Annotated in this window: 22 protein-coding genes; 14 read left to right on the top strand and 8 right to left on the bottom strand. The window is 71.3% G+C overall.

Going from position 1 to position 26,973, the window contains the following annotated elements; translation table 11 throughout:
* Nucleotides 1-3: 3 nt before the first annotated feature.
* Nucleotides 4-1,467, bottom strand: coding sequence for a multicopper oxidase family protein (locus SROS_RS03930; protein ID WP_012887578.1), 1,464 nt, complete (start codon nt 1,465-1,467; stop codon nt 4-6).
* Between the two features lie 274 nt (nt 1,468-1,741).
* Nucleotides 1,742-2,791: an LLM class flavin-dependent oxidoreductase gene (locus SROS_RS03935; RefSeq protein WP_012887579.1), complete on the bottom strand. Its 1,050-nt coding sequence runs from the start codon at nt 2,789-2,791 to the stop codon at nt 1,742-1,744.
* Nucleotides 2,792-3,193: 402 nt separating this feature from the next.
* Between SROS_RS03935 and SROS_RS03940 the strand changes: the two genes are divergently transcribed.
* The 3 genes from SROS_RS03940 to SROS_RS03950 all read left to right on the top strand — a co-directional run bounded on the left by SROS_RS03940 (nt 3,194) and on the right by SROS_RS03950 (nt 5,705).
* Nucleotides 3,194-3,706: a MarR family winged helix-turn-helix transcriptional regulator gene (locus SROS_RS03940; RefSeq protein ID WP_012887580.1), complete on the top strand. Its 513-nt coding sequence runs from the start codon at nt 3,194-3,196 to the stop codon at nt 3,704-3,706.
* 217 nt (nt 3,707-3,923) lie between these two features.
* The gene (locus tag SROS_RS03945; RefSeq protein ID WP_148268942.1) at nt 3,924-5,144 is read left to right on the top strand and encodes a chymotrypsin family serine protease; all 1,221 of its coding nucleotides are present in this window, start codon (nt 3,924-3,926) and stop codon (nt 5,142-5,144) included.
* A gap of 60 nt (nt 5,145-5,204) precedes the next feature.
* Entirely contained in the window at nt 5,205-5,705 is a 501-nt protein-coding gene (locus SROS_RS03950; protein WP_012887582.1) for a DinB family protein, read from the top strand.
* A 110-nt stretch (nt 5,706-5,815) separates the two neighbouring features.
* On the opposite strand, the gene SROS_RS03955 is transcribed toward SROS_RS03950, so the two are convergent.
* A complete protein-coding gene (locus SROS_RS03955) occupies nt 5,816-6,673 on the bottom strand; it encodes a helix-turn-helix transcriptional regulator (protein WP_012887583.1) in 858 nt (285 codons plus the stop codon).
* Nucleotides 6,674-6,961: 288 nt separating this feature from the next.
* Here SROS_RS03955 and SROS_RS03960 point away from each other — a divergent pair, with 288 nt between their 5' ends.
* The 5 genes from SROS_RS03960 to SROS_RS03980 all read left to right on the top strand — a co-directional run bounded on the left by SROS_RS03960 (nt 6,962) and on the right by SROS_RS03980 (nt 11,335).
* The gene (locus tag SROS_RS03960) at nt 6,962-7,882 is read left to right on the top strand and encodes an ABC transporter ATP-binding protein (RefSeq protein ID WP_012887584.1); all 921 of its coding nucleotides are present in this window, start codon (nt 6,962-6,964) and stop codon (nt 7,880-7,882) included.
* A 28-nt stretch (nt 7,883-7,910) separates the two neighbouring features.
* Nucleotides 7,911-8,696 (top strand): ABC transporter permease, encoded by a 786-nt coding sequence (locus SROS_RS03965; RefSeq protein WP_012887585.1) that lies wholly within the window; start codon nt 7,911-7,913, stop codon nt 8,694-8,696.
* 35 nt (nt 8,697-8,731) lie between these two features.
* The gene (locus tag SROS_RS03970; RefSeq protein WP_012887586.1) at nt 8,732-9,970 is read left to right on the top strand and encodes a sensor histidine kinase; all 1,239 of its coding nucleotides are present in this window, start codon (nt 8,732-8,734) and stop codon (nt 9,968-9,970) included.
* Entirely contained in the window at nt 9,967-10,620 is a 654-nt protein-coding gene (locus SROS_RS03975) for a response regulator (protein WP_012887587.1), read from the top strand. Before SROS_RS03970 ends, SROS_RS03975 begins: the two co-directional genes overlap by 4 nt.
* A 142-nt stretch (nt 10,621-10,762) precedes the next feature.
* On the top strand, nt 10,763-11,335 hold the full coding sequence (locus tag SROS_RS03980) for a DedA family protein (RefSeq protein WP_218919810.1): 573 nt from the start codon (nt 10,763-10,765) through the stop codon (nt 11,333-11,335).
* Nucleotides 11,336-11,482: 147 nt separating this feature from the next.
* Here the strand turns inward: SROS_RS03980 and SROS_RS53710 are convergent, their stop codons facing one another.
* On the bottom strand, nt 11,483-14,686 hold the full coding sequence (locus SROS_RS53710; RefSeq protein ID WP_281047996.1) for an AfsR/SARP family transcriptional regulator: 3,204 nt from the start codon (nt 14,684-14,686) through the stop codon (nt 11,483-11,485).
* A 231-nt stretch (nt 14,687-14,917) separates the two neighbouring features.
* Between SROS_RS53710 and SROS_RS03990 the strand changes: the two genes are divergently transcribed.
* From SROS_RS03990 to SROS_RS04000, 3 genes are all read left to right on the top strand, one after another.
* Nucleotides 14,918-15,679 carry an SDR family oxidoreductase gene (locus SROS_RS03990; protein ID WP_012887590.1) on the top strand — a complete coding sequence of 254 codons (762 nt, stop codon included), beginning with the start codon at nt 14,918-14,920 and terminating at the stop codon, nt 15,677-15,679.
* Nucleotides 15,680-15,760: 81 nt separating this feature from the next.
* Nucleotides 15,761-17,341: an MFS transporter gene (locus SROS_RS03995; RefSeq protein ID WP_012887591.1), complete on the top strand. Its 1,581-nt coding sequence runs from the start codon at nt 15,761-15,763 to the stop codon at nt 17,339-17,341.
* Nucleotides 17,342-17,582: 241 nt separating this feature from the next.
* On the top strand, nt 17,583-18,014 hold the full coding sequence (locus SROS_RS04000) for a nitroreductase/quinone reductase family protein (RefSeq protein WP_012887593.1): 432 nt from the start codon (nt 17,583-17,585) through the stop codon (nt 18,012-18,014).
* Between the two features lie 137 nt (nt 18,015-18,151).
* Here SROS_RS04000 and SROS_RS04005 read toward each other — a convergent pair whose 3' ends face one another.
* Nucleotides 18,152-19,381, bottom strand: coding sequence for a lipase family alpha/beta hydrolase (locus tag SROS_RS04005; protein ID WP_012887594.1), 1,230 nt, complete (start codon nt 19,379-19,381; stop codon nt 18,152-18,154).
* A gap of 254 nt (nt 19,382-19,635) precedes the next feature.
* Here SROS_RS04005 and SROS_RS04010 point away from each other — a divergent pair, with 254 nt between their 5' ends.
* Complete coding sequence (locus SROS_RS04010) at nt 19,636-20,112, top strand: SRPBCC family protein (protein WP_012887595.1); 477 nt, start codon at nt 19,636-19,638, stop codon at nt 20,110-20,112.
* On the opposite strand, the gene SROS_RS04015 is transcribed toward SROS_RS04010, so the two are convergent.
* From SROS_RS04015 to SROS_RS04025, 3 genes are all read right to left on the bottom strand, one after another.
* Nucleotides 20,076-23,129 carry an AfsR/SARP family transcriptional regulator gene (locus SROS_RS04015; protein WP_012887596.1) on the bottom strand — a complete coding sequence of 1,018 codons (3,054 nt, stop codon included), beginning with the start codon at nt 23,127-23,129 and terminating at the stop codon, nt 20,076-20,078. The two genes, SROS_RS04010 and SROS_RS04015, sit on opposite strands and share 37 nt — an antisense overlap.
* A gap of 188 nt (nt 23,130-23,317) precedes the next feature.
* Nucleotides 23,318-23,596: a hypothetical protein gene (locus SROS_RS04020; RefSeq protein ID WP_012887597.1), complete on the bottom strand. Its 279-nt coding sequence runs from the start codon at nt 23,594-23,596 to the stop codon at nt 23,318-23,320.
* A 159-nt stretch (nt 23,597-23,755) separates the two neighbouring features.
* Entirely contained in the window at nt 23,756-25,114 is a 1,359-nt protein-coding gene (locus tag SROS_RS04025) for a S41 family peptidase (protein ID WP_012887598.1), read from the bottom strand.
* An 87-nt stretch (nt 25,115-25,201) separates the two neighbouring features.
* Between SROS_RS04025 and SROS_RS04030 the strand changes: the two genes are divergently transcribed.
* Together SROS_RS04030 and SROS_RS04035 are read left to right on the top strand one after the other, a co-directional pair.
* Nucleotides 25,202-25,855, top strand: coding sequence for a response regulator transcription factor (locus tag SROS_RS04030; RefSeq protein ID WP_012887599.1), 654 nt, complete (start codon nt 25,202-25,204; stop codon nt 25,853-25,855).
* The gene (locus SROS_RS04035; protein WP_012887600.1) at nt 25,852-26,964 is read left to right on the top strand and encodes a sensor histidine kinase; all 1,113 of its coding nucleotides are present in this window, start codon (nt 25,852-25,854) and stop codon (nt 26,962-26,964) included. Before SROS_RS04030 ends, SROS_RS04035 begins: the two co-directional genes overlap by 4 nt.
* Nucleotides 26,965-26,973 lie beyond the last annotated feature (9 nt).

Genomic DNA, 26,973 nt, shown 5'->3' on the forward strand with positions numbered 1-26,973 from the left:
ACGTCAGGGGACGATCTCCATCTGCGCCATCATCCCGAGCGAGGAGTGCTCCAGGAAGTGGCAGTGGTAGACGTACCGTCCGAGGTAATCGGTGAAGTGCGCCTTCACCCGCACGGAGGTGCCCGCCGGGATGAGCACGGTGTCCTTGCGGCCCGCGTCGTCCAGCGAGGGCGGCTGACCGTCGCGGTCCAGCACCTGGAACTGCACGAGGTGCATGTGGAAGTTGTGGGGGAAGCCGAACTGGCCGTCGCCGTTGGTGATCGTCCAGATCTCCGTGCTGCCCCGTTTGACCTGGAGGTCGGCCCGGTTCGGGTCGTACGTCTTGCCGTCGACCAGGCCCACGGGCGGGAAGGCCGCGATGTCGAAGCTCAGCGTCACGTTGCGGTTGACCGTCGCGGCCGGGAGAACGGGGAGCGCGCGGAGCAGGTCGGGCACCTGGCTGGAGTCCGCCGCCTGCCGGACGACGTCGAACCGGAGCACCGGCGTGGCCCCGTCGGAGAGGACCAGCTGCGTGCCGACCGGGTAGCGCGAGAAGTCCACCACGATCTCCACCCGCTCGGCCGAGCTGAGCCGGATTCCGGTCCGGGGCACCGGCGCGGGCAGCAGGCCGCCGTCGGAGGCGATCTGCGTCATCTCCTCACCGCCGAGGCTCAGGTTGAAGGTCCGCTCGGTGGCGCCGTTGAGCAGCCGGAAACGGTATTTGCGCGCGGCGACCGGGAAATACGGCTGGGGTTTGCCGTTGGCGAGGATCACATTGCGCTCGGCCGGGTTCCCGCCGAACAGCATGGCGCCGTCCGCGTCGAAAAGGGCGTCACGGATCATGATCGGTACGTCGTAGTCCCCCCGCGGCAGCCGGAGGCCCCTCTCGCTGTCGTCGTCGATCAGATAGAAGCCGTGCAGGCCGCGGTAGACGTTCTCCGCCTCGGTGTGATGACTGTGGTCGTGGTACCAGAGCGTCGCGCCCTGCTGCCTGTTCGGGTAGTTGTACCACCGCGTCTGCCCGGGCTGGATGAGCTCCATCGGATGACCGTCGTTGTCCGCCTCGACGTGGCCGCCGTGCAGGTGCACGTTCGTCGGCCGGTTGAGGAGGTTGTTGTATCTGATCAACACCCGGCGGCCGGTCTTCGCCCGGATGGTGGGGCCCACCAGCTGGTTGCCGTACGTGAAGGTCGGGGTGCTGACGCCGGGGAGGATCTCAAGGTTCGTGTGCCGTATGTCGATCCGGTAGATGTCGACGTCGTTGGTCGACACCACCGGCTGCAGCACGGGAGGCACGGGCATCCGCACGGAGAAGGGCGTGTTGGTCAGCGCCGCTCCGACCCGCGCGGGCTGGACGCCGTGCTCGTGCGGGCGGAGGCCGGGTACGGCTGAGAAAGCGGTACGGTCATCGAAAAGCAGTCCTTTAACGCCCACCGCACCACCAAGCGTCAGAGCGCCCACGGCGAGCATGTTCCGTCTGGTCAGCATCCGTTCCCCTATCGCTGCGTCGCACCGACACCCTGTGACGTCCGGACCGGTAATCCGTGTCCGTTTTAAGGCCGTATAGCCTTTCGTCGCGATCTGACCCGCCTTACCCCGTTAACTGGTTGACCGCCAAGCTGATCTTCGCATCGGCGTTTTATGGCGTCTTCTTCTGTATTGCTGATTTATGTTCTCCATCGTGTTCCGCTGGTTTATAGAGCAACGTGGAATGGGGATACCGCCGGACGGCGGACGGGCATGACGCCGCGCCTGCCGCGGATCACTTCCGGCGCGCCCCGGACGTCGCCGGCGTCAGCGGCCTGCTGGGCAGCTCCCGGCGGAGCACCGGGGCGATCTCGCCGAAGAACAGCTCAAGGGTCGCGAGATAGTCCGTCCGGCTGAGGACCTCGCCGTCCACGTGAATGTGGAGCACCTCGTGTCCGAAGTGCCGGTGCTGCTCGTGGACCTTGTCGATGATCTGCTGCGGGCTGCCCACCAGCACCGAGCTGCTCTCGACCCACTCCTCGACGGAGCCGTACTTGATCGTCCCTCCGTCGTGGGCGCGGTTGACCGCGAGCCGCGCCTCGAACACCGGCCGGTACTTCGCGACGGCCTCCTGCGAGGTGCGGGCCCCGAGGTATCCAGCCGTTCCGGCCCCCACGAGCGCGTCCTCCGGGTCGTGGCCGTGGGCCGCGAAACGCTCCCGGTAGTGCTGGATGAGCTCGCCGTACCGCTCGATCGGGCCGCTGCCGTTCGAGGAGAAGACGGGGTCGCCGTGCTGGGCGGCGTAGTCGGTCGACAGCGTGCTGCTCGCGCTGCCGTGCCATACGCGGATGTCCTTCTGGAACGGCCGCGGGAGGGGTTCGGCGTCTTCGAGGCTGCGACCCAGCCTGCCCTCCCAGGTCACGTTCTCCTCCCTCCACAGGCGCCGGAACAGCTCGTAGTTCTCCTGGAGCAACGCCCACCGGTTCTCGGCCGTGACGCCGAAGAGCTTCGACGACCGCTGGTAGGCGCCCTTGCCGATGATGATGTCGAGCCGCCCGCCGGAGAGGTTGTCGAGAGTCGAGTAGTCCTCGAAGGCGCGCAGGGGATCGAGCATGCCCAGGGTCGTCACCGCGGTGAACAGGCGGATGGTCGACGTCCGCGCCGCGATGTGGCTGAGGATGACCGGTGGTGCCGAGGAGACGGCCGGGCGGTCGTGGCGTTCTCCGACGCCGTAGCCGTCGAAACCCCATTCCTCGGCGAGCACCGCCAGCTCGACCAGCTCCTTCAACTGGATCGCGTGTGGTTTGTCCTGGTTGGGGAGGTGGGGGAGGAGGAGGAACTTCACAGCAGATGTCCTTCCGTGTTCCGCGGGGATCGGGGGGAAGTGCCACGGCCTTTCCGGATCCGCGGACTGTCGATCCGGAGCCCCGGGCAGGGGCCGGGCTCTCGCCGATGAACACATAAAACAAGTAGGTTTTAAGGGTTATAGGGGTGCGGGCGGGCTGAATGAGGGGGGCGGTGGAGGTGGAGTGCCTGACATGCGGCAGCGTTCGTCGCCGGGCGACTCCCGGCGCCGGCCTCGGCGGGCTCCCGGGCTATCGCTGGCCGGGCGATGTGGAATCGATCAGGCGGGACGCCGTCGCCGCGGCCCGGCGCCTTCCCGGCTGACGGTTGATGTGTCAACCGAAGGATGGCGGGCATGAGGTGACATGTCAACTCTGTTCCGGCCCACCCGTAGGATCAAGCCATGCATGACACCGGCGACTGGCTCGACGAACGCGAGGACCGTGTCTGGAGCGCGTTCTTCGAGATGCAGGTGCTGTTCTGGCGCAGGCTCGCCCAGCAGCTCCAGCAGGACACCGGCCTGTCCGAGCCGGACCTCGCCATCCTCACCGCCCTCGTGCGGGCGCCCGAGGGGCAGTTGCGGGCATACGAGCTGAGCGACGTCACACAGTTCGAGAAGAGCCGCCTCCACCACCATCTGACCCGCATGGCCCGGCGCGGACTGGTCACCCGCGAGTCGTGTCCCGAGTCCTCCCGGGCGTCGGTGATCGCTGTGACCCCGGAGGGGCGCGCCGCCATCACCGACGCCGCCCCGAAGCGCGCGGCGCACATCCGCCAGTGGCTGATCGACCCGCTCGACGCCGGTCAGCTCGACACGCTGGCCGAGATCTCCGAAGCGATGCGCGACCGGCTGCTCGCCGCCGGCCCCCCGCCGGGTGCCCGGCGGGCCGACTGCGCCGACGGATCCCCGGACTGACCGCCGCGGCCGCCGCCGGCGAGATCACGCGTGCCGGGACAGGGCCGGTGTGATGTCCTGCCGATTTACCACTCCAGAAAATATGTCAAGACATTGATTACGCCTTAAATGCATGGAATACCGGATGCATCCCCGTAATTGAGGCACGGAGGAGCATCCTGTGAAAATCCCCCCGATTACCTCGAAAACTCCACGATCCACCGGTCGCCTGGCAGTGGTGCTGGGAGTCGCCCTCGCCATGGTCGCAATGGGTGCCGCCCAGGCCATCGCGGTCCCCGCCCCCGTCAAGGACACCGGCATCCGGGCCGTCGAGCCCGCGGACAAGGTCCCGGGCGGGTTCGCCTCCTGGAAGGACCTGCTGGCCACCCAGGAGAAGCTGGTCAAGGCCGCCGACCGCGTCACCGCCGCCGCCAGGACGCAGGACGGCACCGGGTTCGCCGGCATCATCGCGGCGCCGGAGAACCGCGAACTGCGCGTCTACTGGAAGGGAGACACCCCCGAGCGCATCAGTGCCCTGGTCGGCCGGCTGCGCCGGGACGTCCCGGTCAGCGTCCTGCCCGCGGCCTACTCGGCCCGCGAGCTGGAGAGCGAGATGGACCGCCTCGGCCGCGCCTCCGGCGGCGTGATCACCTCGATCGCGCCGAACGCCGACGGCTCGGGCCTGACGGTCTCGGGCGCCGACTATGGCCTGACCCGCTCGAAGGTCGCCGGCTCGGCAGTGCCCGTCACCGTGGAGGCCGGCGTCACGCCGGCCCCGGCCAGCCGCTGGAACGACGACGCGCCCTGGCTGGGCGGCGCGGCCTGGCGCAACGCCGGCACCGGCCGCGGCTGCTCGACGGGCTTCGCCGTCACCGCCGGCGGGACGAGCTGGATGCTGTCCGCGGCCCACTGCGGGAGCGTCGGGCAGACGGCCACCGACCCGACCGGCCAGGTGATCGGCCCGATCGCCCACGCCAACACCAGCCGCGACGTGATGCTGATCCGCGCCGGTACCGCCGGCCGCGTCCACAACAACAACCCCGGCACCACAACGCCGGAGTTCACCAACCCGGTCGCCGGCACCTCCGCCACCTACGTGGGCATGTGGCTCTGCACCTCCGGCGCCTACTCGGGCACCATCTGCCTCTGCCAGGTGAGGGGGACCAACGTCACGATCTACCTCGCCGAGAGCGCGATCCACGGCCTGGCCCTCCTTGAGAACCCGACGCGCAAGAACGCGGCCGGCCAGGGTGACAGCGGCGGCCCGGTGGAGACTCCCGAACCGTCCAGCACCACCCGGCAGTACGCGGTGGGAGTCATCTCCCTCATCGACACCAGCGCTCAGGTGCCCTGCACCGGCTACATCGTCAGCGGCCGTATCTGCTCCTGGCGGCTGTACTACTCGCCGTGGAGCAACGCGACCGCCGCCTTCCCGGGAATCGCCATCGTGACCGGCTGACGGATCGACCCGAAGATCCTGATGAATCCGGGTATCGGACCCGGCTGCTACAGTCCGCGGATGAATCAACGAGTGCCCTTCACCGGTGAAGAGAAGCAGAGTCTGTACGTCAGCCTCGACCGGCACCGCGACGTGGTGCTGTGGAAGCTCCACGGCCTCGATGACGAGCAGCTGCGGCGGCCGATGACCCCGTCGGGGACGAATCTGCTGGGCCTGGTGAAACACCTGGCGAGCGTCGAATACAGCTGGTTCTGCGAGACCTTCGGACGCGAGACCGAGCCGCTCCCGTTCAGCGACGAGGACGAGAACGCCGATCTGCGCGTGGAGCCGCACGAGACCACCGCTGACATCGTGGCGTTCTACGGCCGCGCCCGGGCAGCGGCCGACCAGGTGATCAACGAGCTCGATGCCGAAGATGTCGGCAAGGCCTGGTTCGGCGACACGGTGACGATGCGCTGGGTGCTCATTCACATGATCGAGGAGACCGCCCGGCACGTCGGCCACATGGACATCGTGCGAGAGCTCCTCGACGGGGCGACCGGCAACCATCGCGAGGACTGACCTCGGGGACGGCAGCCGTCAGCCGGGTCCCCGCCGCGACCGGTGCCGGCGGGGCTCGGGCCCGCCGGCCGGGCGCGGGCGACCCGGCGAGCTCCCGGTCCCGGCCCGGGTCAGCCGGCCACCACGCGCAGCGCGCCGGGCTGGCGCCCGGTGAGGTGGTCGAGCGCGGCGGAGGTGGCGTCGTCATCGGGGAGGTAGACGACCAGCCGCCGGCCGGTGTCGGGGAGTTCGAGGATCTCGTAGGTCAGCCGTAGCCTGCCCGCCTCGGGGTGCACCAGCCGCTCGACGCCGGCGCTTCCCCGGAAGCCGGTCGGGGCCGCCAGCCGGTCGGAGAACGGCGCGCCCGCGGTGATGGTCAGCTCGTCGACGAGCTCCGCGGTGTACGGGTCGGCGGTGGAAGACTCGATCTTGAGGTTGGCGGCGTGCTCGTCGGCGACGCGGTCCCACTCGGGGTAGGCGGTCCGGGCCCTGGCGTCGGTGAACACGAACCGGATGAGGTTCGGCTGCTCGGCGTCCAGGAGCCCGATGGGGCCGGCGAGCCGTTCGTAGCCGGTTGTGAAGGCGAGCACGTCGCCCAGCCGGTTGAGCAGGACGGCGGGAGCGGGTTCGAGCCGGTCGAGCAGCGACCGCACGGTGGGGCGCACCGAGCGGTCCGGCGGCTCGGTGGAGGCCGGGCAGAGGAGATGGTCACCGCTGGTCATCTTGGCGAGGCGGCGGATGTGGAGGCGTTCCTCCGGGGGAAGGCGCAGCGCGTCGGCGAGCGCGGCGAGCACCTGGACCGACGGGCGGCGGTCGCGCCCCTGTTCGAGCCGCGCGAGATATTCCACGCTGACCCCGGCCAGCGTGGCCAGCTCGGACCGGCGCAGGCCGGGAGTGCGGCGCCGTACACCGTCGGGGAGCCCGACGTCGGCAGGTCTGACGGCCTCCCGGCGGGTGCGCAGGTACGTGCCCAGCTCGTTGTCGCTCACGGCCAGCAGTGTACGGCCGGCGCCGTCCGTGGTCGTGGCCCCGCCAGGGCCTTCCTCGGCCCCCTGCTCCTCCCGCCGCGCCTACCACCGCCTTGATCGTGAGTCCCGCGTCCTGTCCGCTCCATGACGGGGACGCCGATGCTGTCTCGCCTGCCTCATGGTGTCCGTCGTCTGGCGGACGGCGATCAACCGATCGGTGGATCGCCAGGTTCCGTCCACTGGTCTATGCCGGAAAAGCGCTGGTCATAACAGGCTGAGGAGCCACAGCACATCGCCGGAAGGACGGGCATGCCACCAGTGATCGAGGTACGCAACCTCCACAAGCGCTATGAGGACAAGGTCGCCGTCGACGACGTCTCGCTCACCGTTCAGGAGGGTGAGATCTTCGGCATCCTCGGCCCGAACGGCGCCGGCAAGACGACGACCGTGGAGTGCATCGAGGGCCTCCGCATGCCGGATCGCGGCGAGATCAGGGTGCTCGGGCTCGACCCCCTGAAGGACCGCGCCGAGCTGACCCGGCGGCTCGGCGTCCAGTTGCAGGCCGGCCACCTCCCCGAGCGGCTACAGGTCGCCGAGGCCCTGGAGCTCTACAGCTCCTTCTACCCCGAGCCCGCCGACTGGCGCGCGCTGCTGGACGGCCTCGGCCTGGCGGACAAGGCCAAGACGAGGTACGGCAAGCTGTCCGGCGGCCAGAAGCAGCGGCTGTCGATCGCGCTGGCGCTCGTCGGCAGCCCCCGGGTGGCGATCCTCGACGAGCTCACCACCGGTCTCGACCCGCAGGCCCGGCGCGACACCTGGGACCTGATCGAGGGTGTGCGCTCCCGCGGGGTGACGATCGTGCTGGTCACCCACTTCATGGAGGAGGCCGAGCGGCTGTGCGACCGGCTCGCGCTGATCGACGCCGGCCGCGTCGTCATGGTGGACACCCCGGCCGGTCTGACCGAGCGGGCGCGCATCGAGCAGCGGATCCAGTTCCGTCCGTCCAGGCCGATGGACGACCGCCTGCTGACGAGCCTGCCCGACGTCTCCGGCGTCACCCGCCGGGGCGAGCTGGTCATCGTCAACGGCAACGACAACGCGCTCAACGCCGTCACCACCGTACTGGCCCGCAACCAGATCGTGGCCGAACAGCTGCGCGTCGAGCAGGCAAGCCTGGAGGACGCGTTCGTCCAGCTGACCGGCAAGCGCCTCGAACCCGGCTCCCGGTAACAGATCACAGAGAGAGGACCTCATACCCATGTCAGCCCTGCGCACCGCCGCACCCCCCGTCACCGCCGAGCGAGGTTCCGCGACGTGGCGGCTCATCAAGGCCGAGAGCACGTTGTGCGTCCGGGACAAGGTCGGCCCCCTGTGGGGTATCGGCTTCCCGCTGATCCTGTTGATCGTCCTCGGTAGCGTCCCCGACCTGCGGGAACCCGTGGAGCCCGGCGGCGGCCTGACGTACTTCGACCTGTATGTGCCTGTCCTGATCCTGTTCAATCTGGCCATCCTGGCCACGGCCTCCCTACCGACCACGCTCGCCGGATACCGGGAGAACGGCGTGCTGCGGCGCATGCGGACCACGCCGGTCGGCCCGGCCCGCGTGCTCACCGCCCAGCTCGTGGCCAACTTCGCCATCGCGGTCGTCGCGATGGTCCTGTTCCTCGCGGTGGCCGGGCTCGGCTTCGGCGTCGACCTGCCGAAGCACGTTCCCGGTTTCGCCTTCGCCTGGCTGCTCGCGGCGGCCGCGCTGCTCGCGATCGGCCTGCTGATCACCGCGCTCGCGCCCGGGCGTGGCCCGGCCACGGCGATCGGCACGGTGCTGTTCTTCCCGATGATGTTCTTCGCCGGACTCTGGGTGCCGATCTCGCAGATGCCGCCGCTGCTGAGGAACATCGCCCACTACACCCCGCTCGGCGCGGGCATGGGGGCGTTCCAGGACGCGTACCTGGGTCACTTTCCGTCCGCCGTGCCGCTGTTGACCCTGGGGGCCTATGCGGTGGTGTGCGCGTTCGTCGCGGTCCGCTGGTTCCGCTGGGAATAGACGCTGGGAATAGAATCTCGCGGGGAGAGGGAGTCTTGAGCAGGAAGATCTCGCAACAGCCGCCGTTCCTTCTGGTCAACGTGGTGCCGTACGCGCTGCTGGCGCTCCTCGTCGTGATCCTGATGATCGTGGAGGACTGGGCGGGCGGCTCCTTGCTCATCGACCTCGGCCTGTGCGGGCTGGCGGCCGCGTGGATGCTCGGCATGTTCACCCTGCGTCCCGGCTGGTGGGACCGGCCACGGATCATGGGGATGTTCGTCGCGGGGCTGCTCGTGATCACCGCGGTCCTGGTGGCCCGTCACCCCGCTTTCGGGCTCTTCACCCCTGCCGCCTACGTCTACTCCTTCACGGTCCTGCGCTGGCCGTGGCGGCTGCTGGGCGTGGCCGCCGCGGCGGTCCTGGCCGGTACGGCGCAGGCGTCCGGCATCCCCAAGACGGACGCGATCGGCCTGATGATGTACGGGATCATCGTCGCCTTCAACATCGCCATGATGTGCGGCTGCGCCTGGGTCCTGCGGCTCGCCGAGCAGGAGGAGGAGCGGCGTGAGCAGGCCCTCGAAGAGCTGAGCCGGACGAACCGGCTGCTGGAGGCGTCGCTCGCCGAGAACGCCGGCCTGCATGCCCAGCTGCTCGCCCAGGCCCGGGAGGCGGGGGTTCTCGACGAGCGCCAGCGGATGGCCCGCGAGATCCATGACACCCTGGCGCAGGGGCTCACCGGCATCATCGCGCAACTCCAGGCGGCCGAGCAGATGCACGAGGTCCCGGCGCCGTGGCGCCGGCCCTTCGGCGCCGTCAAGAACCTGGCGAGGGAGAGCCTGGCCGAGGCGCGGCGCTCGGTCGACGCGCTCCGGCCCGAGCCGCTGCAGACCGCGCGCCTGAGCGACGCGCTCGCCGGCGTCGCCGACCGGTGGTCGAAGCTGCATGGCCTGCCCGTCCAGGTCACGACGACCGGCACGGCGCGGCCGATGACGCCCGAGGCCGAGTTCGCGCTGTTGCGCACGGCGCAGGAGGCGCTGGCCAACGTGGCCAAACACGCGGGCGCGAGCAGAGTCGGGGTGACGCTGTCCTATCTGGAGCAGGAGGTGGCACTGGACGTGCGCGACGACGGCAAGGGCTTCGACCTTGCGAGCCTTGAGGCCGGCGGGTTCGGCCTGACGATCATGCGGCAGCGCGTGGAGGGGCTGTCCGGCAGCCTGCGTGTCGAGTCCGAGCCCGGCGCCGGCGCCGGCATCTCGGCCTGCGTCCCCTGTCCGCTGACCGGGAGCGGCGCATGACCGGCACCCCGATCCGGCTGCTGATCGCCGACGACCACCCTGTTGTCAGGGATGGGCTGAGCAGCATGTTCGCCTCCGCGCCCGGATTCGAGGTGCTGGGCGCGGCCCCGGACGGCGCCGCCGTGGTGCGGCTGGCCCAGGAACTGCGGCCGGACGTGATTCTGATGGACCTGCGCATGCCGGGCATGGACGGCCTGGCCGCGATCATCGAGCTGGCCCGGCTCGGCGTCACCGCGCGCGTGCTGGTGCTGACGACCTACGACTCCGACACCGACGTCCTGCCGGCGATCGAGGCGGGCGCTACCGGCTACCTCCTCAAGGACTCCCCCCGGGAGGAGCTGCTGCGTGGTGCGCGGGCCGCGGCCAGGGGCGAGAGCGTGCTGGCCCCCTCGGTGGCGGCCCGGCTGATGAACCGGATGCGGGCACCCGCGCCGCAGCTGCTCAGCCCCCGCGAGCTGGAGGTCCTCGAACTCGTGGCGGCCGGGAACACCAACCGAGAGGCGGCCGTTCGGCTGTTCATCACCGAGGCCACGGTCAAGTCCCACCTGCTGAACATCTACACCAAGCTCGGGGTGAACGACCGCGCCGCCGCCGTCACCGAGGCCTTCAACCGCGGGCTGCTCGTTCCGCGGACGCCCGGACAGCCGTGACCCGCGGACGCCTCAAGGCTTTCCGCCCAGGTGTCGAATCGGACAGCGGGGATCATGAATGTTCCGACGGATCAACGGGGGCGGCGCGGTGGACTTGATCACGGAAGTTGTCCGGGCGATCAGCGATTTACCCTTCCCCGTGGTGGGGGCGGTGGCCGCGCTCATGGCGTTCGCCGAGTCCGGCCTGGGCGTCGGGTCGATCTTTCCCGGGGAAATGGGCGTGCTGCTGCTGGGAGCCGCCGCCGGCACGCCCGTGCGGTTCGCCGTCATGCTCCTGCTCGTTGCCTTCGGTGTGACAGCAGGTGATCACGTCGGCTACCTGTTGGGCCGTCGCTACGGAGGGCGGATGCGGGAGCTGGCGGTGGTGCGGCGGCTCGGCGTGCGGCACTGGGACCGCGCCACAGCGGCACTGCGCCGGTACGGCGCGGCGGCTGTGTTCGTCACCCGGCTGATCCCCATCGTGCGCACACTCACGCCGGCCGCGGCCGGCGCCGCCCAGGTGCGGTACGGGCGCTTCCTGCCCGCCTCGCTGGCGGGATCGCTGCTGTGGTCGGCGTTATACGTAAGCCTGGGCGCGTTCGCGGGCGCCTCCGCCGCCCACCTGGAGCAGCTGCTGGGACGCGCGTCTTGGATCCTGCTCGGTGCCCTGGCGGTGCTCGTCGTGGTGGTGAGCCTGATACGGCGCAGGCGCGCGAAGGTGAAGACATCGCGGTAACCAGTCACATCCGTCCGCTCGCGCACACGGCGAGTCCACCGGCAGCGGCCCCTCGCCGCGTACCGGCCTCCCAGTGCTCCGCGACCGGCAAGCCGGGGTCGGTGTCACGCGTCGAGCGACTCCGCGACGGGCAAGCCGACGTCCCCGTCACGCGTCGAGCGACTCCGCGTCGGTGTCCGGGCCCAGGACGGCGCCCTGTTCGAACCCGGCTTCGAAGCCCGCTTCTCCCAGTGCCGCCTGAAGCGCCGCGGTGATCCGGTCCACGTCACCGCGTTCGGCCGCCGGCAGCGGCGCGCCCACCGAGGCGCGGGCCGCGGACGCCGCACCGAGCAGGCGCGCGGCCCGCACGGGGTGACCGGCGAGGGCCCGCGCCCCGGCGAGCCCCTCCAAGGCCAGGGCGAGCGCCCGCGGATCGCCGGTGTCCCGGGCCGCGGCCAGCCCTTCCAGGTGCAGCGCCAGCGCCGTCTCCGCATCCCCGCGCAGCTCCGCGACAAAGCCGAGCTCGGCCAGGATCAGTGCAGCCCCGTACTCCGCGTCGAACTGCCGGTTCCACTCCAGCCAGCGGCGCAGATACGACTCCGCTCGGTCGAGCCGACCCTGCCGGCGCGCCCCCAGGGCAAGCCCGACCTCGGCGAACTCCTCGGCCGGCTTGTCCCCCTGCTCGACGGCAAGGCGCCGGCCCCGCTCGTGGAACTCCTCGGCCCCGGCGTGGTCGCCGGTCAGCAGGGTGATCCTGCCAAGCTCGGACCAGCGCATCGAGGCGTCGGTCCACAGCCCCAGATCCTCGGCCATCCGCAGCCCCTCCCGGTGCAGGCGAGCGGCCCGCGGATAGTCGCCCTCGATCTCCGCGACCCGCCCGAGCACGGCCGTCGCCTGCACCTGCCCCCACCGGTCACCAGCCTCAAGGAAGAGTTCGAGACTCTCCTCGCCCTCGCGCCGGGAAGCCTTCAGGTCGCCGCACACATACGTCTGCATGCCCCGGGTGCTGAGCCCCGCGGCGATTCCCCAGCGGTCGCCGAGCGCCCGGGACTCGGTCAGCACCCGGTTCAGCAGTTCCTCGCCCACCGCGAAGTCGCCGAACCGGGTGACCGCGAAACCGAGCAGCCAGCCCGCCCTGGTCCGCTCGTGCGGGTCGCGGATGCCCTCGTACACCTCGAGGACGGCCCGGCTGCGGCGCGCCGGACCGTTCGGGGCGCCCGACAGCAGGCTCATCCCGGTGTGCCAGGCCACGGTGCCCGACCGGTCCGGCACCCGGCGGGCCGCGGAGTCCGCCGCGCCCTCACCGCATCCGGGAGGATCCTCGGGCAGGGCGAGGGCCAGGGTGAGGTAGCGGTTGGCCTCGCTGAGGCGGCCACGCAGGAACCAGTACCAAACCATCGCGTGGACAAGCCGGCGCATCAGGCGACCGTCGCCGTCCGCGGCGGCGCTGTCGAGCGTGCTGCGGATATTGGCGGTCTCGGCGTCCAGGCGCCGCAGCCAGTGCTGCTGATCGGCGCCGCGCAGAAAGGCGTCGGCCCGCTCGGCGAACGCCACGTAGTAGTGCGCGTGGGCGCGCCGTACCCGCTCGTACTCGCTCTCCCGCAGCCGCCCCGAAAGGTACGCCGACACCGACTCGAGCAGCCGGTACCGGGTGCCGTCGGCCTCATGGGCGACCAGCACGAGGGAACGGTCGACCAGACGGGTCAGCAGGTCCAGGACCTCGGCGGGTTTCACGCCGGCACCGGCGCAGACGGCCTCGGCGGCCTCCAGGGTGCAGCCGTCGGAGTGGACGGCGAGCCGGCGCAGCACCGCCTGCTCGGCCGCGGTGAGCAGTTCCCAGCTCCAGTCGATCATCGCGCGCAAGGTCTGCTGCCGCGCCGGGGCACCCCGATGGCCGCCGGTGAGCAGCCGGAACCGGTCGTCCAGGCGCCTGGCCAGCTCACCCACGCCAAGGACCCGTACCCGGGTCGACGCCAGCTCCAGGGCCAGCGGAATCCCGTCGAGCCGGCGGCAGATGGCGGCGACCGCACGGGCGTTGTCGTCGGAGAGGGCGAAGCCGGGCGAGGCCGCCACAGCACGTTCGAGGAACAACTGCACCGCGCTCGACGTGCGCAGCACCGCCTGGTCGGCCGAGTCCGCGGGCAGATCAAGCGGGGGCACCGGCCACACCTGCTCGCCCGAGATGCCCAGCGGTTCCTGGCTGGTGGCGAGAATCCGTACGCCCGGGGCGTCCCGCAGCAGCGCCTGGGCCAGGCCCGCGGCGGCCTCGATGACGTGCTCGCAGTTGTCCAGGACCAGCAGCAGGCGCTGGGCGCGGAGCGCGTCGGACAGGCGGTCGAGCAGCGTGCGCGCCCGCCCGCCCGGCAGCGGGCCAGGACTGGCGTCGTCGCGGACTCCCAGCGTCGCGGCCACCACCTCGGCCAGTTCATCGCCCGTGGTGGCCGCACCGGATTCGGTGGACACGGCTTGGGCGGCCAGCTCCACCAGCCAGACACCGTCCGCGTAGGAATCGGTCAGGCCGGTCGCCACCTCCACCGCCAGGCGCGTCTTGCCGACTCCGCCGGGCCCCGTCAACGTCACCAGGCGGCCCGTCGCGATCAGGGCGCGGACCTCCTCCAAAGAGTCCGACCGTCCGATCAGGCCGGTGGCAGGGGTGGGCAGGTTGGTGTGGCGGCGCGGGGCGGACGCGGGTGCCGGGACGGCCCGCAGGGACGGGTCCTGCTGCAGGATCTCCCGTTGCAGGGCGGCCAGTTCAGGACCCGGCTCAAGGCCCAGTTCCTCCTCCAGGTGGCGGCGTAGATCCCGATAGCTGTCCAGGGCCTCGCTCGCCCGGCCCGCGCCGTACAGGGCCCGCATATGGGCCGCGCGCAGCCGCTCCCGGAGCGGGTGGCGGTCCGTCAAGTCGCCGAGTTCCCCGGCGAGAAGACCGTGCTCGCCCAACTGGAGGCGGGCCTCGGCCTGTTCCTCGAGGGCCAGCAGGCGCTGCTCCTCCAAGCGCGTGCCGGCCGCGCGCGCGAAGTCCTCGTCGATGAAATCGGCGAAGGCGGGGCCGCGCCACAACGCCAGCGCCTCGGTGAGCAGTTCGGCGCGCTCGCGGGGGCCGGCGGCGGTACGGGCCCGTGTGGTGAGCGCGGTGAACCGGCCTGCGTCCACGACCTCGTCCGCCACTTCGAGGACGTAGCCGAGGGCCCGGTGCGCCACGAGGCCCTGCCCCACGGACCGGGCGAGCACCCGCCGCAGCCGCGACACCAGGGTCTGCAGGGCACCCGTGGGGTTCGCCGGCGGTGCGTCGCCCCACAGTTCGTCCACGAGCCGGTCGGCGGAGACCACCTGCCCCGGGGCCGTCAGCAGAGCCGCGAGCAGTGAGCGCACCTTCGACTCCGGAACCGCCAAAAGTTCGCCGTCCGCCGACCAGACGGCAAGCGGACCCAATACCCCGAAACGCATGGACTCACCGTACGGCCAAGCGGTCATCGCCCGGTGTGTCAGCGCACCGCAAGCGGACCGACAGAAAACCGCGAGACCAAGCCCGCATTCTCTGCGTACCGGTCGAAACCGGCGCACCACGCGCACCTCGCACGCTGTCTGACCAGGGAGTCAATGATGGGCAAGTTCGCAGGCAAGAAGGCCGTCGTCACGGGCGGTACCCACGGGATGGGCCTGGCCATTGTCCAGGCGCTCCTGGACGGTGGGGCCGAGGTTGTCCTCACGGGCCGCAACGAGACGAAGATCGAGGAGGCGCGCACCGAGCTGAAGTCGGACTCCGCGCATGTCGTACGCTCCGACGCGGCGAGCATGGCCGACATCCGCGCCCTCGCAGGCACCGTGCGGGACAAGCTCGGCCGGATCGACTACCTCTTCGTCAACCACGGCATCGCCGAGGTGCAGACGCTTGAGGAGGTCACCGAGGACTCCTGGGACCGGCACTTCGCCGTCAATGCCAAGGGCGCCTTCTTCACGGTGCAGAGCCTGTCAGCGCTGATCAACGACGGCGGGGCGATCGTCTTCACCACCGTCGCCAACGACCTGATCTTCCCCGGCCTGAGCGCCTACTCCGGCTCCAAGGAAGCGGTGCGGGCGATCTCCCACGTTCTCGCGGCCGAGTTCCTGCCTCGCAAGATCCGCGTCAACTCCGTCGCCCCCGGCTACATCAAGACCCCGACCATGGGCGTCGCCGGGCTGACCGAGGAAGAACGCCGGGAGTTCGAGCGGCAGGGCAGCGAGACCACTCCGCTGAAGCGCAACGGCACCGTCGAGGAGGTCGCCGCGGCCGCGCTCTTCCTGGCCGCCGACGCGACCTTCACCACCAACGTCGAATTCCCGGTCGACGGCGGGTTCGCCCAGGGCCTCAGCGGCGCGCACTGAGGCAGGCCCCGCTTCCCCAGCCGCCGCCCCGCCCATGTGCGGGGCGGCGGCCCATGAACAGAGAACCGAAAGGTCATACCCATGACTTCGAGTAGTGCCGTGAGCGGCACGCGGGCCGGTCGGCGGGAGTGGGCCGGGCTCGCGATGCTTGCCCTGCCCAGCATCCTGCTGTCGCTGGACGTGACCCTCCTGCATCTGGCGGTGCCGCACCTGGGAGCGGCGCTCGCACCCAGCAGTACCCAGATGCTGTGGATCATCGATATCTACGCCTTCATGATCGCCGGGTTCCTGGTCACCGCGGGCACCCTGGGCGACCGTATCGGCCGGCGCAAGCTGCTGCTCGGCGGTGGGCTGGCCTTCGGTGCCGCCTCGCTGCTCGCCGCCTACGCCGGCAGCGCCGAGATGCTGATCGTCGCCCGGGCTCTGCTCGGCATCGCGGGCGCGACCCTCATGCCCTCCACGCTCGCTCTGATCAGCAACATGTTCCAGGATCCCAAGCAGCGGGGCACCGCCATCGGGATCTGGGCCGCCAGCTTCTCCGTGGGCATCGCGCTCGGCCCGGTGGTCGGCGGGGCCATGCTGGAGGCGTTCTGGTGGGGCTCGGTCTTCCTCCTCGCCGTCCCCGTGATGGCTCTGCTGCTGATCACCGGACCGCTGCTGCTGCCCGAGTACAAGGACGAGAACGCGGGCCGGATCGATCTACCCAGCGTCGCCCTGTCCCTCGCCGCCATCCTGCCCGCCGTCTACGGCGTCAAGGAGATCGCCAAGCACGGTATGCAGAGCGCGCCCCTGATCGCACTGGTGGTCGGCCTGGTCTTCGGCATCGTCTTCACCCGCCGCCAGCTACGGCTTGAGAACCCGATGCTGGATCTGAGCCTGTTCCGCAGCCGGGCCTTCAGCGTCGCCCTCGGCGTGATGCTCTTCGCCGCCGTCGCCATGGGCGGCATCTACCTCTTCGTCACCCAGTACCTGCAGATGGTCGCGGGACTCTCGCCGCTGAGGGCGGGCCTGTGGCTGCTGCCCGCCGCGGGGCTCCTGATCGCCTCGTCGATGCTCGCCCCGATCGCGGCCCGCCGGATCCGCCCCGGCATCGTCACCGCTGTCGGACTGATTCTTTCCGCCATCGGCTACTTCATCCTCACCCAGGCCGACGCCGGCGACAACGGGCTGGCCTACGTCGTCATCGGCTTCAGCTTCATCTACACCGGCATCGGCCCCGTGATGGGCCTGAGCGTCTCGCTCATCGTCGGCTCCGCGCCCCCGGAGAAGGCCGGTGCCGCCTCCGCCCTGCAGCAGACCAGCAGCGACCTGGGCCTCGCGGTCGGCATCGCGGCCCTGGGCAGCCTCGGCACCGCCGTCTACCGCAACGGCGTCGCCGGCGAACTCCCCGCCGACATCCCGGCCGAGGTGGCCGACACCAGCCGCGACACCCTCGCCCGGGCCCTGGACGCCACCCGTGACCTGCCCGGATCGATGGTCGACCAGATCGTCACACCCGCCCGCGATGCCTTCACATCCGGCCTTAATGTCGTCGCCCTCATCGGAGCGATTCTGGTCACCGCACTCACGATCCTCGCCCTCACCATGCTCCGCCACGTGGCCCCCACCAACGCGGCCGCGGCGCAGCCCGAGGAGATCCCCCTCAAGAAGGCACTCAGATGATTTCTCGCCCCTCCACCGCTGGGCGGCACGCGGCTCCGCGCTCCGTACCCAAGGCATCAGGCGCAACTACGCCTGACAGCGCACCAGGCGCAGGCGCATCTGCGGGCCGTACCGCCCAGGCCACCGCGGACGGCACGGCCGACGTGCTCATCATGGACGCCGGATACGCCGGCGGCACGCCCGAGCGTGAGCTCACGGTCGATGACGAGTTCATCCAGGGCATCACCGCCGGAGACCACTGATGTGGGACGACGCCGCCGACAGCCCCGACCCCTCGGTCGCCGAACACGTCCGCCGCTACCTGGCCACGGACGGCCGTGACGGCTACCTGGAAGGAGGGGTGAGCAATCTCGTCCTCACCGTCAAGGGCAGGAAGTCGGGCCGGTGGCTGCGCACGGGGCTGTTCTTCGGCGAGGACGACGGCCGCCACATCCTGATCGCGTCCGGCTCAGCCGTGACGCACACGCACCCCGCGTGGTACCTCAACGTGGTGGCCAACCCGGAGGTCGGCGTGCAGATCCTCGGCGAGCGGTTCACCGCCCGCGCGCGTACCGCCGAAGGGCCGGAACGGGAGCGGCTCTGGCGCATGATGACCGAGCTCGCGCCGGTCTACCGGATCTACGAGGCCAGGAGCCGCAGGCAGATCCCCGTGGTCGTCCTGGAGCGCATCTGATCGAGCCGGGCCGACGGCACCCGCCCCGGGCGGCCGGGGGCGGTCGGGGAGCGGGGGGCTCGGGTCCGCCGGGTGAGGTCGGGAGGGCGGCCCCCTGCTTCCAGGGAGCCGCCCTTCGACGTCGGTGAGTCACCGGGCTACGGGAGCCGGTCGAGGATCCAGGTGCAGAGTTCCTCGGTGATCTTGGTGTGCTCCTCGTTCCGGGACGCGAGCTTGAAGTCGTCCAGTTCGCTGTCCTCGGGCGAGAGGCTGTCGATGTCGACGTACAGATCGTCGCGGGAGTCGATGTTCCGGATGGCGACGGCACTGACCGCCGGGACGAAGCAGTGCGAGCGGATCGGGACGTCGACGCCGAAGCCGAAGCGGGCGAGCTCGTTGAGCGCGTCGGCGAGGATTCCGAAGCCCTCCAGCGTGCCGCCGGGGGCGCCGTCGATGTCGGGGAGGCCCGGAGCGTGGATCTCCGGCCGCTGCAGGGTCACGACCCGCAGCCTGGCGACCAGCGAGTCGCCGCCCGCCGGCTGGGTGCGCAGGTCGGTGCCGGTGATGGCCAGGCCCTTGCCCTTCAGGGCGGTCAGGCCGGGCTTCACACCGTTGCCGGCGCCCGAACCGATGCCGTTGGCGACGCCGATCAGCCGGGGTATGCGCGGCCAGCCGCCGACGCGGTCCAGCTCGGTGAGGAACTCGGTCCGCTCCTTGTCGACGCCGGGCGAGTCGCGCCACTCCGCGATGTGCTGCACCAGCAGCTGGCGGGAGGCCGGGCTGTTCATCTGGTCCGAGAACCGGCTGTCGAGCGCGCGGATGTAGTGCGCGAACGCCTGGAGGGCGATGGGGATCCAGGCACCCCGGTGCGGGCTGTCGTAGGACCAGTACAGCGCTGTCTGGTGGTTCATCCTCATGGTCTCCAGCTTGGCGAGGGCATGCCGGGTGACCAGGCCGCCCATGCTGAAGCCGCCGACCGCGAGCGGATGCTCGCCCTGTCGCCGCGCGATCGCCTCGTGGATCGCCGCGACGGCGGTCTCCGAGTTGTCCATGATCGACGCGCTGCGTTCGGTGAACCCGAGCAGGACGACGTCCCTGCCGCGCCGGCGCAGCTCGCTGAGGAGCGGGTAGGCGTTGAAATCCAGGGCGTTCCAGGAGAAGTCAGGGGTGCTGGGCCCCGTGTTGAAGCCGTCCGCCAGGATGACGGGCCGGGTCAGGCCGTGGTTGCCCTCTCCGTGGTACACCCAGGCGGTGCCGCCGGGCAGGTCCCACACGTCGTTGGGCGGCGGCGGGAGCTGAGTGGGGGACTCCTTGGGGCCGGGAGCCAGGATGATGGGCGGCGCGGCCCGGAAGGCTTCCGCGATCTGCTGTTCGTTCTGCTCGCTCATGCTGATCCTCTTTGGTGTCGAAAACTGAATGAATCAGTTTGATTACATACAGTAATCAACGACCGGACTGTGACGGCGTAGGCGCGTTCCGGGGCGCGCCGGGGACGGACGGTCTCCCGCCCCTCCCGGCAGGGGGCAGCGTGGTCGTCACCGGCCGCGGCGGAGGCTTAAGGGCATCGGAAGGGGATCGTAAGGGGTGCCCGGCACTGTGGATCTCGTCGGAAGCGAGCCGCGAAACCCCGAGGGGAAACCAGATGAAGACCGCCGAGTACGAGATCGTCCGTGACTTCGCCGCGCAGCGCGAGCAGGTGTACGCCGCCTGGACCCGGCCGGAGCGCTTCGCCCGCTGGTTCGGCCCGCGCATGTTCACCACCCCGGCCGACCGGGTCGTGCTCGACGTCCGGCCTGGCGGCGCCTGGCAGGCCACGCTGGTCGGCGAGGAGGGCTTCGAGGTCACGCTGCGGGGTGTCTACCGCGAGATCGCCGGGCCGGGCCGGCTGGTCTTCACCACCGGCGACCCGGACAGCCCCGGCGACGGGCCCGCCTCCGTGGCGACCCTCACGCTGGAGGAGTGCGAGGGCGGCACGACGATGCGTTTCCACCAGTTCGGGGTCAACACCGACGCCGAGCACGCCGAGCAGGCCAGGGCGGGCTGGCTGGAGTTCTTCGACCGCCTGGCCGAGCACCTGGCGGTTCAGGCCACGTCGTCGAAGGTCAGCGCGCGGCCGTGAGCGCAGGCGGCGGCGAACGCCTCCTCACCGAGCGCGTCCACGGCCTCGACGGTGATCCGCCGCACCTCGTCCTCCTCCCAGCGGGAGGCCGGGGTGCGGTGTGCCCGCCTGGCCTCGGCGGCCAGACCGAGCAGCCGGGCGGACTCCTCGGGCGCCGAGACGGCGGCCAGGCCCTCGACGGTGAACGCCGTCGTGCGGGGGTCGCCGACCTTCCGCGCGGCGGCGAACGCCTCCAGGAACAGCTCGCGCGCCCCCTCGGCGTCGCCACGCGACCTGTGCACGAAGCCCAGCTCGGCCAGGGCGCTGGGCAGGAACAGCGGGGGCTCGCCGTCGCGCGGGACGCCGTCGAGCAGGTGGCCGATGTGCGTCTCGGCCAGATCCAGCAGGCCGGCCCGGTGGGCGGCGTAGCCGTACCCCATCTCGGCGAAGATCTGCCCCTCTCGGTAGCCCTGCCCGGTGGCCAGGCGCAGCGCCTGCCCGCACTGTTCCATGGCCCGCGCGTAGTCGCCGGTGTTCATCGCGATCCAGCCCAGCCACGACAGCCGCCGTGCGGCCTCCGGCCACAGCCCGAGCTCCTCGGCCATCCGCAGGCCTTCGGTGAACAACGCGGTGGCCCGTCCGTAGTCGCCGCGGATCTCGGCCAGCCCGGCGAGCCACTCGGTGGCCTGCAGCTGGCCCCAGTGGTCACCCAGCTCCCGGAACACCTTGGCGCTCTCGCCGCCGTCGCGCTCCAGAGCCTCAAGATCGCGCCGAGCGAAGGCGTCGCGGGCGTGCCTGCTCAGGACCACCGCCACGCCCCAGCGGTCGCCGGTCTCGGAGAAGGTCGCGAGCGCGCTGTCGACCAGCGCCTGTGCGGACGACAGGTCGTCGGTGCACAGCCCGACGAACAGCTCCGCCCTGGCCCGCTCGCCCGGCTCGGCGAGGTCCAGGGCCGGCTTCCAGTCGACGTCCTGGCCGAGCAGCAGGGCGAACCCCGCGTGCCAGGCCCGCGCCCGCGCCCGGCCGGCGGTGGACCCGTCGGGCTCGACGGCCAGCGCGGACTCCAGCGAGCGCAGCCCCTCGCCGAGCCGTCCGCGGAGGAACCAGTACCACGCCAGCGCGTTCACCAGCCGCAGGGCGTCGGCCGCCGGGGCGGCGTCGAGGGCGGCCCGCAGGTTCGCGGCCTCGGCGTCCAGCCGCCGCATCCAGCGCACCTGCTCGGGCCCCCGCAGGTACGACTCCGCTTGTACGGCCAGCGCCGTGTAGTAGCCGACGTGCGCCTGCCGTACGCGCGCGTGCTCTCCCGCGTCGTCCAGCCGGTGCAGGCAGTAGGCCGCCACCGACTCCAGGAGCCGGTACCGCACCCCCGTCGGCCCGTCCACGACCGCCACCAGCGACCGGTCGACCAGCTGTGCCAGCACGTCGAGCACGTCGACGCCGGCCTCGGCGCACACCGTCTCGGCCGCCTCCAGCGTGCAGCCGTCGGCGTGCACGGCCAGGCGGCGCAGCACGACCCGCTCGGAGTCGGTGAGCAGCGTCCAGCTCCAGTCGATCATCGCCGTCAGCGTCTGCTGGCGCGCCGGAGCCCCGCGCTGGAAGCCCGCCAGCAGCCGGAACCTGTCGTCCAGCCTGGCCACGAGCTCCTGGATCCCCAGTGCCCTGACCCTGGTCGCGGCCAGTTCCAGCGCCAGCGGGATGCCGTCCAGCCGGCGGCAGAGCTGCGCGACCGCCTCGGCGTTCCGGGCGTCGAGCGTGAACCCGCGAGCCGAGGCGGTCGCCCGCGCCATGAACATCCGCACGGCGTCGGCCTTCGCCACGGTGAGCAGCTCCGACCCCTCGGGCAGCTCCAGCGCGGGCACGCTCCACAGTGCCTCACCGGCCACGTTCAGCGGCTCGCGGCTGGTCGCCAGGATCCGCAGCCCCGGCGCCGAGCGCAGCAGCGCCTCGGTCAGCTCGGCGGCCTGGTCCACCACGTGCTCGCAGTTGTCGAGCACCAGCAGCATCCGCCGGTCGCGCAGCGCGCCGACCAGCCGCGGCAGGACGCCCGCGGAGTCCTCGCGTATGTCGAGCGCGACGAGCACGGCCTCGGCCAGCGACGGCGTGTGCCGGTCGTAGGGGGCGAGCTCGACCAGCCACACGCCGTCGGGGTGCGTGCCCGCCACCTGCCGCGCCACCTCCAGCGCCAGGCTCGTCTTGCCCACGCCTCCCGAACCGGTGAGGGTGACCAACCGGCCCGTCTCCAGCAGGGCGCGCACCTCGGCCACCGCCTCGCCGCGCCCGATCAGCTCGCCGACCGCGGTGGGCACGTTCGTCGCCGGCCGTCCGGCCCTGCCGCTCAACGCGGGATCCTGCCGCAGGATCCGCGTGTGCAGCTCGGCCAGCTCGGGCGACGGGTCGAGCCCCAGCTCGGCGGCGAGCCGCTCACGCAGCTCGCCGTAACCGGCCAGCGCCTCACTCTGCCGCCCGGCCCGGTACAGCGCCCGCATGTGCACGGCGCGCAACCGTTCCCTCAGCGGGTGCGCGGCCACGAGTTCGGCCACATCGACGGGCTCCCCGGCCGCCAGCCGTACCTCCGCGTGCTCCTCGACGGCGGCCAGCCACGCCTCCTCCAGGCGCGCGATCACCGGCTGCAGGAACGCGGAGTCGGCGAAATCCGCGTACGCGGTCCCCCGCCACAGCGCCAGCGCCTCGGCCGGCTCCGACTCGCGCACCAGCCGCGCGAAGCGGGCGGCGTCCACCGCGTCCGGGCCGGTCCGCAGCGCGTATCCGGGAGCGAGCGAGACCACCAGGTTCTTCCCGCCCGGCTCGGCCTCCTCCAGCGCGCGGCGCAGCTGCGAGACCCGCACCTGCAGGGCCGCCGCCGGGTTGGCGGGCGGTCCGTCACCCCACAGGTCGTCGATCAGCCGGTCGGCGGACACCACCCGTCCCTCGTGGGCGAGCAGGTCGGCGAGCAGCGCGCGCACCTTCAGTCCGGGGATCGTCACGACCTGTCCCGTGTCGGTCCAGACCGTCACCGGTCCCAGCACTCCAAAACGCATACGACCGACTTTAGGGGCATGGGCTCGCCCTCGCCGTGCTCACCGAGGTGCCCCTCCGGCGCCCCGGTGTCGCCGTCCCGGTCGCCTCCGTCGCGGCACGGCCTCCTGCCGTGGACGCGGAGGCCCTCCCGGCTCGCGCGCGCCGGTACGGCCCGGAGGCATCCCTTCCGGGCCGCGCGTTCAGCCGGTCACCTGGTCAGGACCATCAGCGTGAAAAAGCCGGTGTACTCGCAGTAGTAGGACAGGTACGTGCCCTTCCGCCGCAGCTCCGCGCCCTTCGCCTTGCACTTCGCCTCTGTCGAGTAGTCGCCGTACTTGATCCATGAGGACGCGACGGTGACCGGGGCGCTCGACGGGCCGGCTCCGGTGACCGCGGCTCCGGCGGGCGTCGCCAGTGCGGATCCCGCCGTTGCCAGGACGACCGCCGCGAACGACGTCGCGGCCAGTCTGGTGAGCTTGGTGGACATGAGTATCCCTTCGGGGGGAGGGCGGCCGTTCCGGCGGGGCGGCGGACCGCCCTCGCCAGAACCATGATCATAATCACGCCGGCGGCTGAAGGGGAGGAGGGATTGATCACGATTGTCCCGCCGGGTTCGGCCGGTCGGCGCGACCGCCCGCCCGCCGGGTCAGAGGACCGCGAGCGCCTTGGCCACGCCCGGGTCGCGCCCGGTGGCCAGGTCGAGGGCGGTCATCGGGGCGTGGTGGTCGACCGGCACGCCGATCGTGTCGATGATCTCGCGGTCGGGGCCGAGGTGCCGGACCTTGGGCAGCAGCAGGACGCTGCCGTCGTCGAGGAGGTATCCCTCGGAGGGGCCGGAGATGACTCCGGCCGTGCGGGTCCCGATGAGGGTGCCCAGGCCGTTGCCCTTGACGGCCGCGCTGAAGTCCTCGCAGGCCGAGGCGCACCCGCGGTCGGTGAGGACGACCAGGCGCAGGCCGAGCAGCGGGACGCTGTCGTCGGTCCGGTTGGGCACGCAGTCGCCCTTGAGCGGGCAGAAGTAGCTGGTGACCTTGCCGTGCGCGAACGCGCCGAGCAGCCGCGTCACCTCACGAGGCGACCCGCCGCCGTTGCCGCGCAGGTCGAGGACCACCGCCTCCGGCTTGCCCTGCAGCTTGGCGATGACCTGGTCGGCGGCGCCCTCGTGGAATCCGGGCAGCCGGACGTACGCGACGCCGCCCGGCAGCGTCTTCGACGTCACCGCCGGAGGCTGCCGCGTGATGGGCCCCTCCCTGAGGTCGACGGTGCGGGTCCGTCCCGTGGTGGGGCGCTTGAGCGTGAGCCGTATCTTGCCGGAGGCGAAGGCGTCGAGCATGCCCTGGTTCGCGGTGTCCCCGATGAACGCCGGCATGCCGTTGACCTTGACGATGATGTCGCCGGGCCTGATGTCGGCCTTGGCGGCGGGGCTGCCGGGCAGGACGCGGGTGATGAACAGCGGCGGCCGGGCCGCGGGGTCGAGCTGCGGGCCCTGCATGGCCGACGCGCCCACGATGCCCGTTCCGGTCGGCCCGCCCTCCGGCGGCGGGGTCGGCCTGTGCCAGCGGGCGTGGTTGTCGTGCAGTCCGGCGACCATGCCGGTGATCGCGGCGCGTAGCGCGGCGGGGTCGCCGGTGCCGAGGACCTTCGCGAAGGCGGCCCAGTCGGTGTCGCGGTTCCCGGTCAGGGCGGGCAGCTGGAGGTCGGCCCGGTCGGCGCCGCGCCGCATCAGGTCCCGGGTGTAGGCGGCGAAGGCGCTCTTCAGCAGCGCCGTCGAATCCATGGCCGGGCCGCTGTAGTAGTTGTCCAGCACGCAGAAGTACGCCTGCCGGAGCGTGTTCACCGAGGTCGGGGGCGCCGATTCCGGCGGTGGCGCCGTGATGGCGGCGCACCCCCCGTCCGGAGCGGCGGCCGGCGGGGACGCCGTCGCCGGCCGGAGCCTCGGGGCCGGCGCGGACGCGGACAGGGAGCAGGCCGTCACCAGGACGGCGGTGCAGAGGGCTTTGATCATGGCAGTCAGCGTGGCCGCAAGCGTGTTGTACGGCCGTGAACGGAACCGTTAACGCCGCTGTTACGTCGGTTCGGGTACGAAGTCGGCATGCGGGTTCTGGTGGCCGAAGACGAACGCGACCTGGCCGACCTCGTGGCGATGGGACTGCGCCGCCACGCCATGGCCGTCGACGTGGTGTACGACGGAGCCGCCGCGGCGGAGCGGCTGGCGGTGCACGACTACGACGTTCTCGTGCTGGATCGGGACCTGCCCGAGCTGCACGGCGACCTCGTGTGCCGTGAGCTGGTGGCGCGCGGCAGCCGTACGCGGATCCTGATGATGACGGCGGCGTCGTCGGTGCCGGAGCGGGTCGCGGGTCTCGGGATGGGGGCCGACGACTACCTGCCCAAGCCGTTCGACTACGCCGAGCTGGTCGCACGGGTGCAGGCGCTGGGGCGCCGCAGCCCGTCGCAGGTGCCGCCGGTGCTGAAGCGGCACGGGATCGTGGTCGACACGCACCGGCTGCAGGCCTCGCGGGACGGGCGGCACCTGCACCTGTCGCTCAAGGAGTTCGCCGTCCTTGAGGTGCTGATGAGGGCGGACGGCGCGGTCGTGAGCTCCGAACGGCTGCTCGAAGAGGCGTGGGACGAGAACACCGACCCGTTCACGACGGTGGTGCGCGTCGTGGTCAGCCGCTTGCGGGCGAAGCTGGGCGCCCCGCCGTGCATCCAGACGGTTCCCGGCGCGGGATACCTGCTGTGACGACGGTCCGGGTACGGCTCACGCTGATCTACTCCGGGCTGTTCCTGCTGACCTCGGTCGTGCTGCTGGTCGCGGTCAACCTGCTGCTGCGCCAGGCGCTGCGCACGCGGATCGAGCGGTTCTCCGGGACGCCGGTGGCACCGATGGCGCCGGTGCGAGGGGTGCCGGTCGACAGGATGGCGCCGCTGCCCGCGCTGGTGGACGACGTGATCGACTACCAGTGGGGGGTGACCATGCTGACGATCGGGATCCTGGCGCTGGTGTCGGTGGTCGTCGGATGGCTGGTCGCCGGGCGGATCCTGCGGCCCGTCCACCGGATCACCGCCACCGCCCGGCGGCTGTCGGTGTCGAACCTGCACGAACGGATCGCACTCACCGGGCCGAAGGACGAGCTGAGGGAACTGGCCGACACGTTCGACGCGATGCTCGACCGGCTCGAACGCTCCGTCGAGGGGCAGCGGCGTTTCATCGCGAACGCGTCCCACGAGTTGCGGACCCCGCTGGCCGTCCAGCGGGCGGCGATCGAGATCGGCCTCCCCGAGGACGTCGGCGAGATCCGCGACAAGCTCCTGTTCCACAACCACCGCACGGAGAACCTCATCGACGCCCTGCTGGTCCTGGCCCAGGCGGAACACGGCCTGGACAACAGGAAGCCGGTGGCTCTGGACCAGGTGGTGCGGTCCGTCCTGGCCGAAGAAGGCTCGGACGACGTCACCGTGACGGCGCGGACCGAACCGTTCGTCGTCCACGGGGATCCGGTCCTGCTGAACCGGCTCGTCACCAACCTCGTCGACAACGCGATCCGCTACAACCATTCCGGCGGAACCGTTGGGATAACGCTCTCCCACGGCGTTCTGACCGTCCGCAACACCGGCCCGGAAGTGCCGGAGGAACGTTTCGGCGACCTCTTCGAGCCCTTCCGGCGACTGCACACGACCCGTGAGCAGGGCGCCGGGCTCGGGTTGTCGATCGTCGCGTCGATCGCGAAGGCGCACGGGGCCGACGTACGGGTGAGCCCCAACCCGGGGGGCGGGCTGGAGCTCGTCGTGGCTTTCGAGGGATATCGGGGCCGGGGACCTGACGGGGATGAACGCCGGCAGGCCGGATAGGGCCGCACC

This window comes from Streptosporangium roseum DSM 43021, assembly GCF_000024865.1.
In the GTDB taxonomy this organism is placed as follows: Bacteria; Actinomycetota; Actinomycetes; order Streptosporangiales; family Streptosporangiaceae; genus Streptosporangium; species Streptosporangium roseum.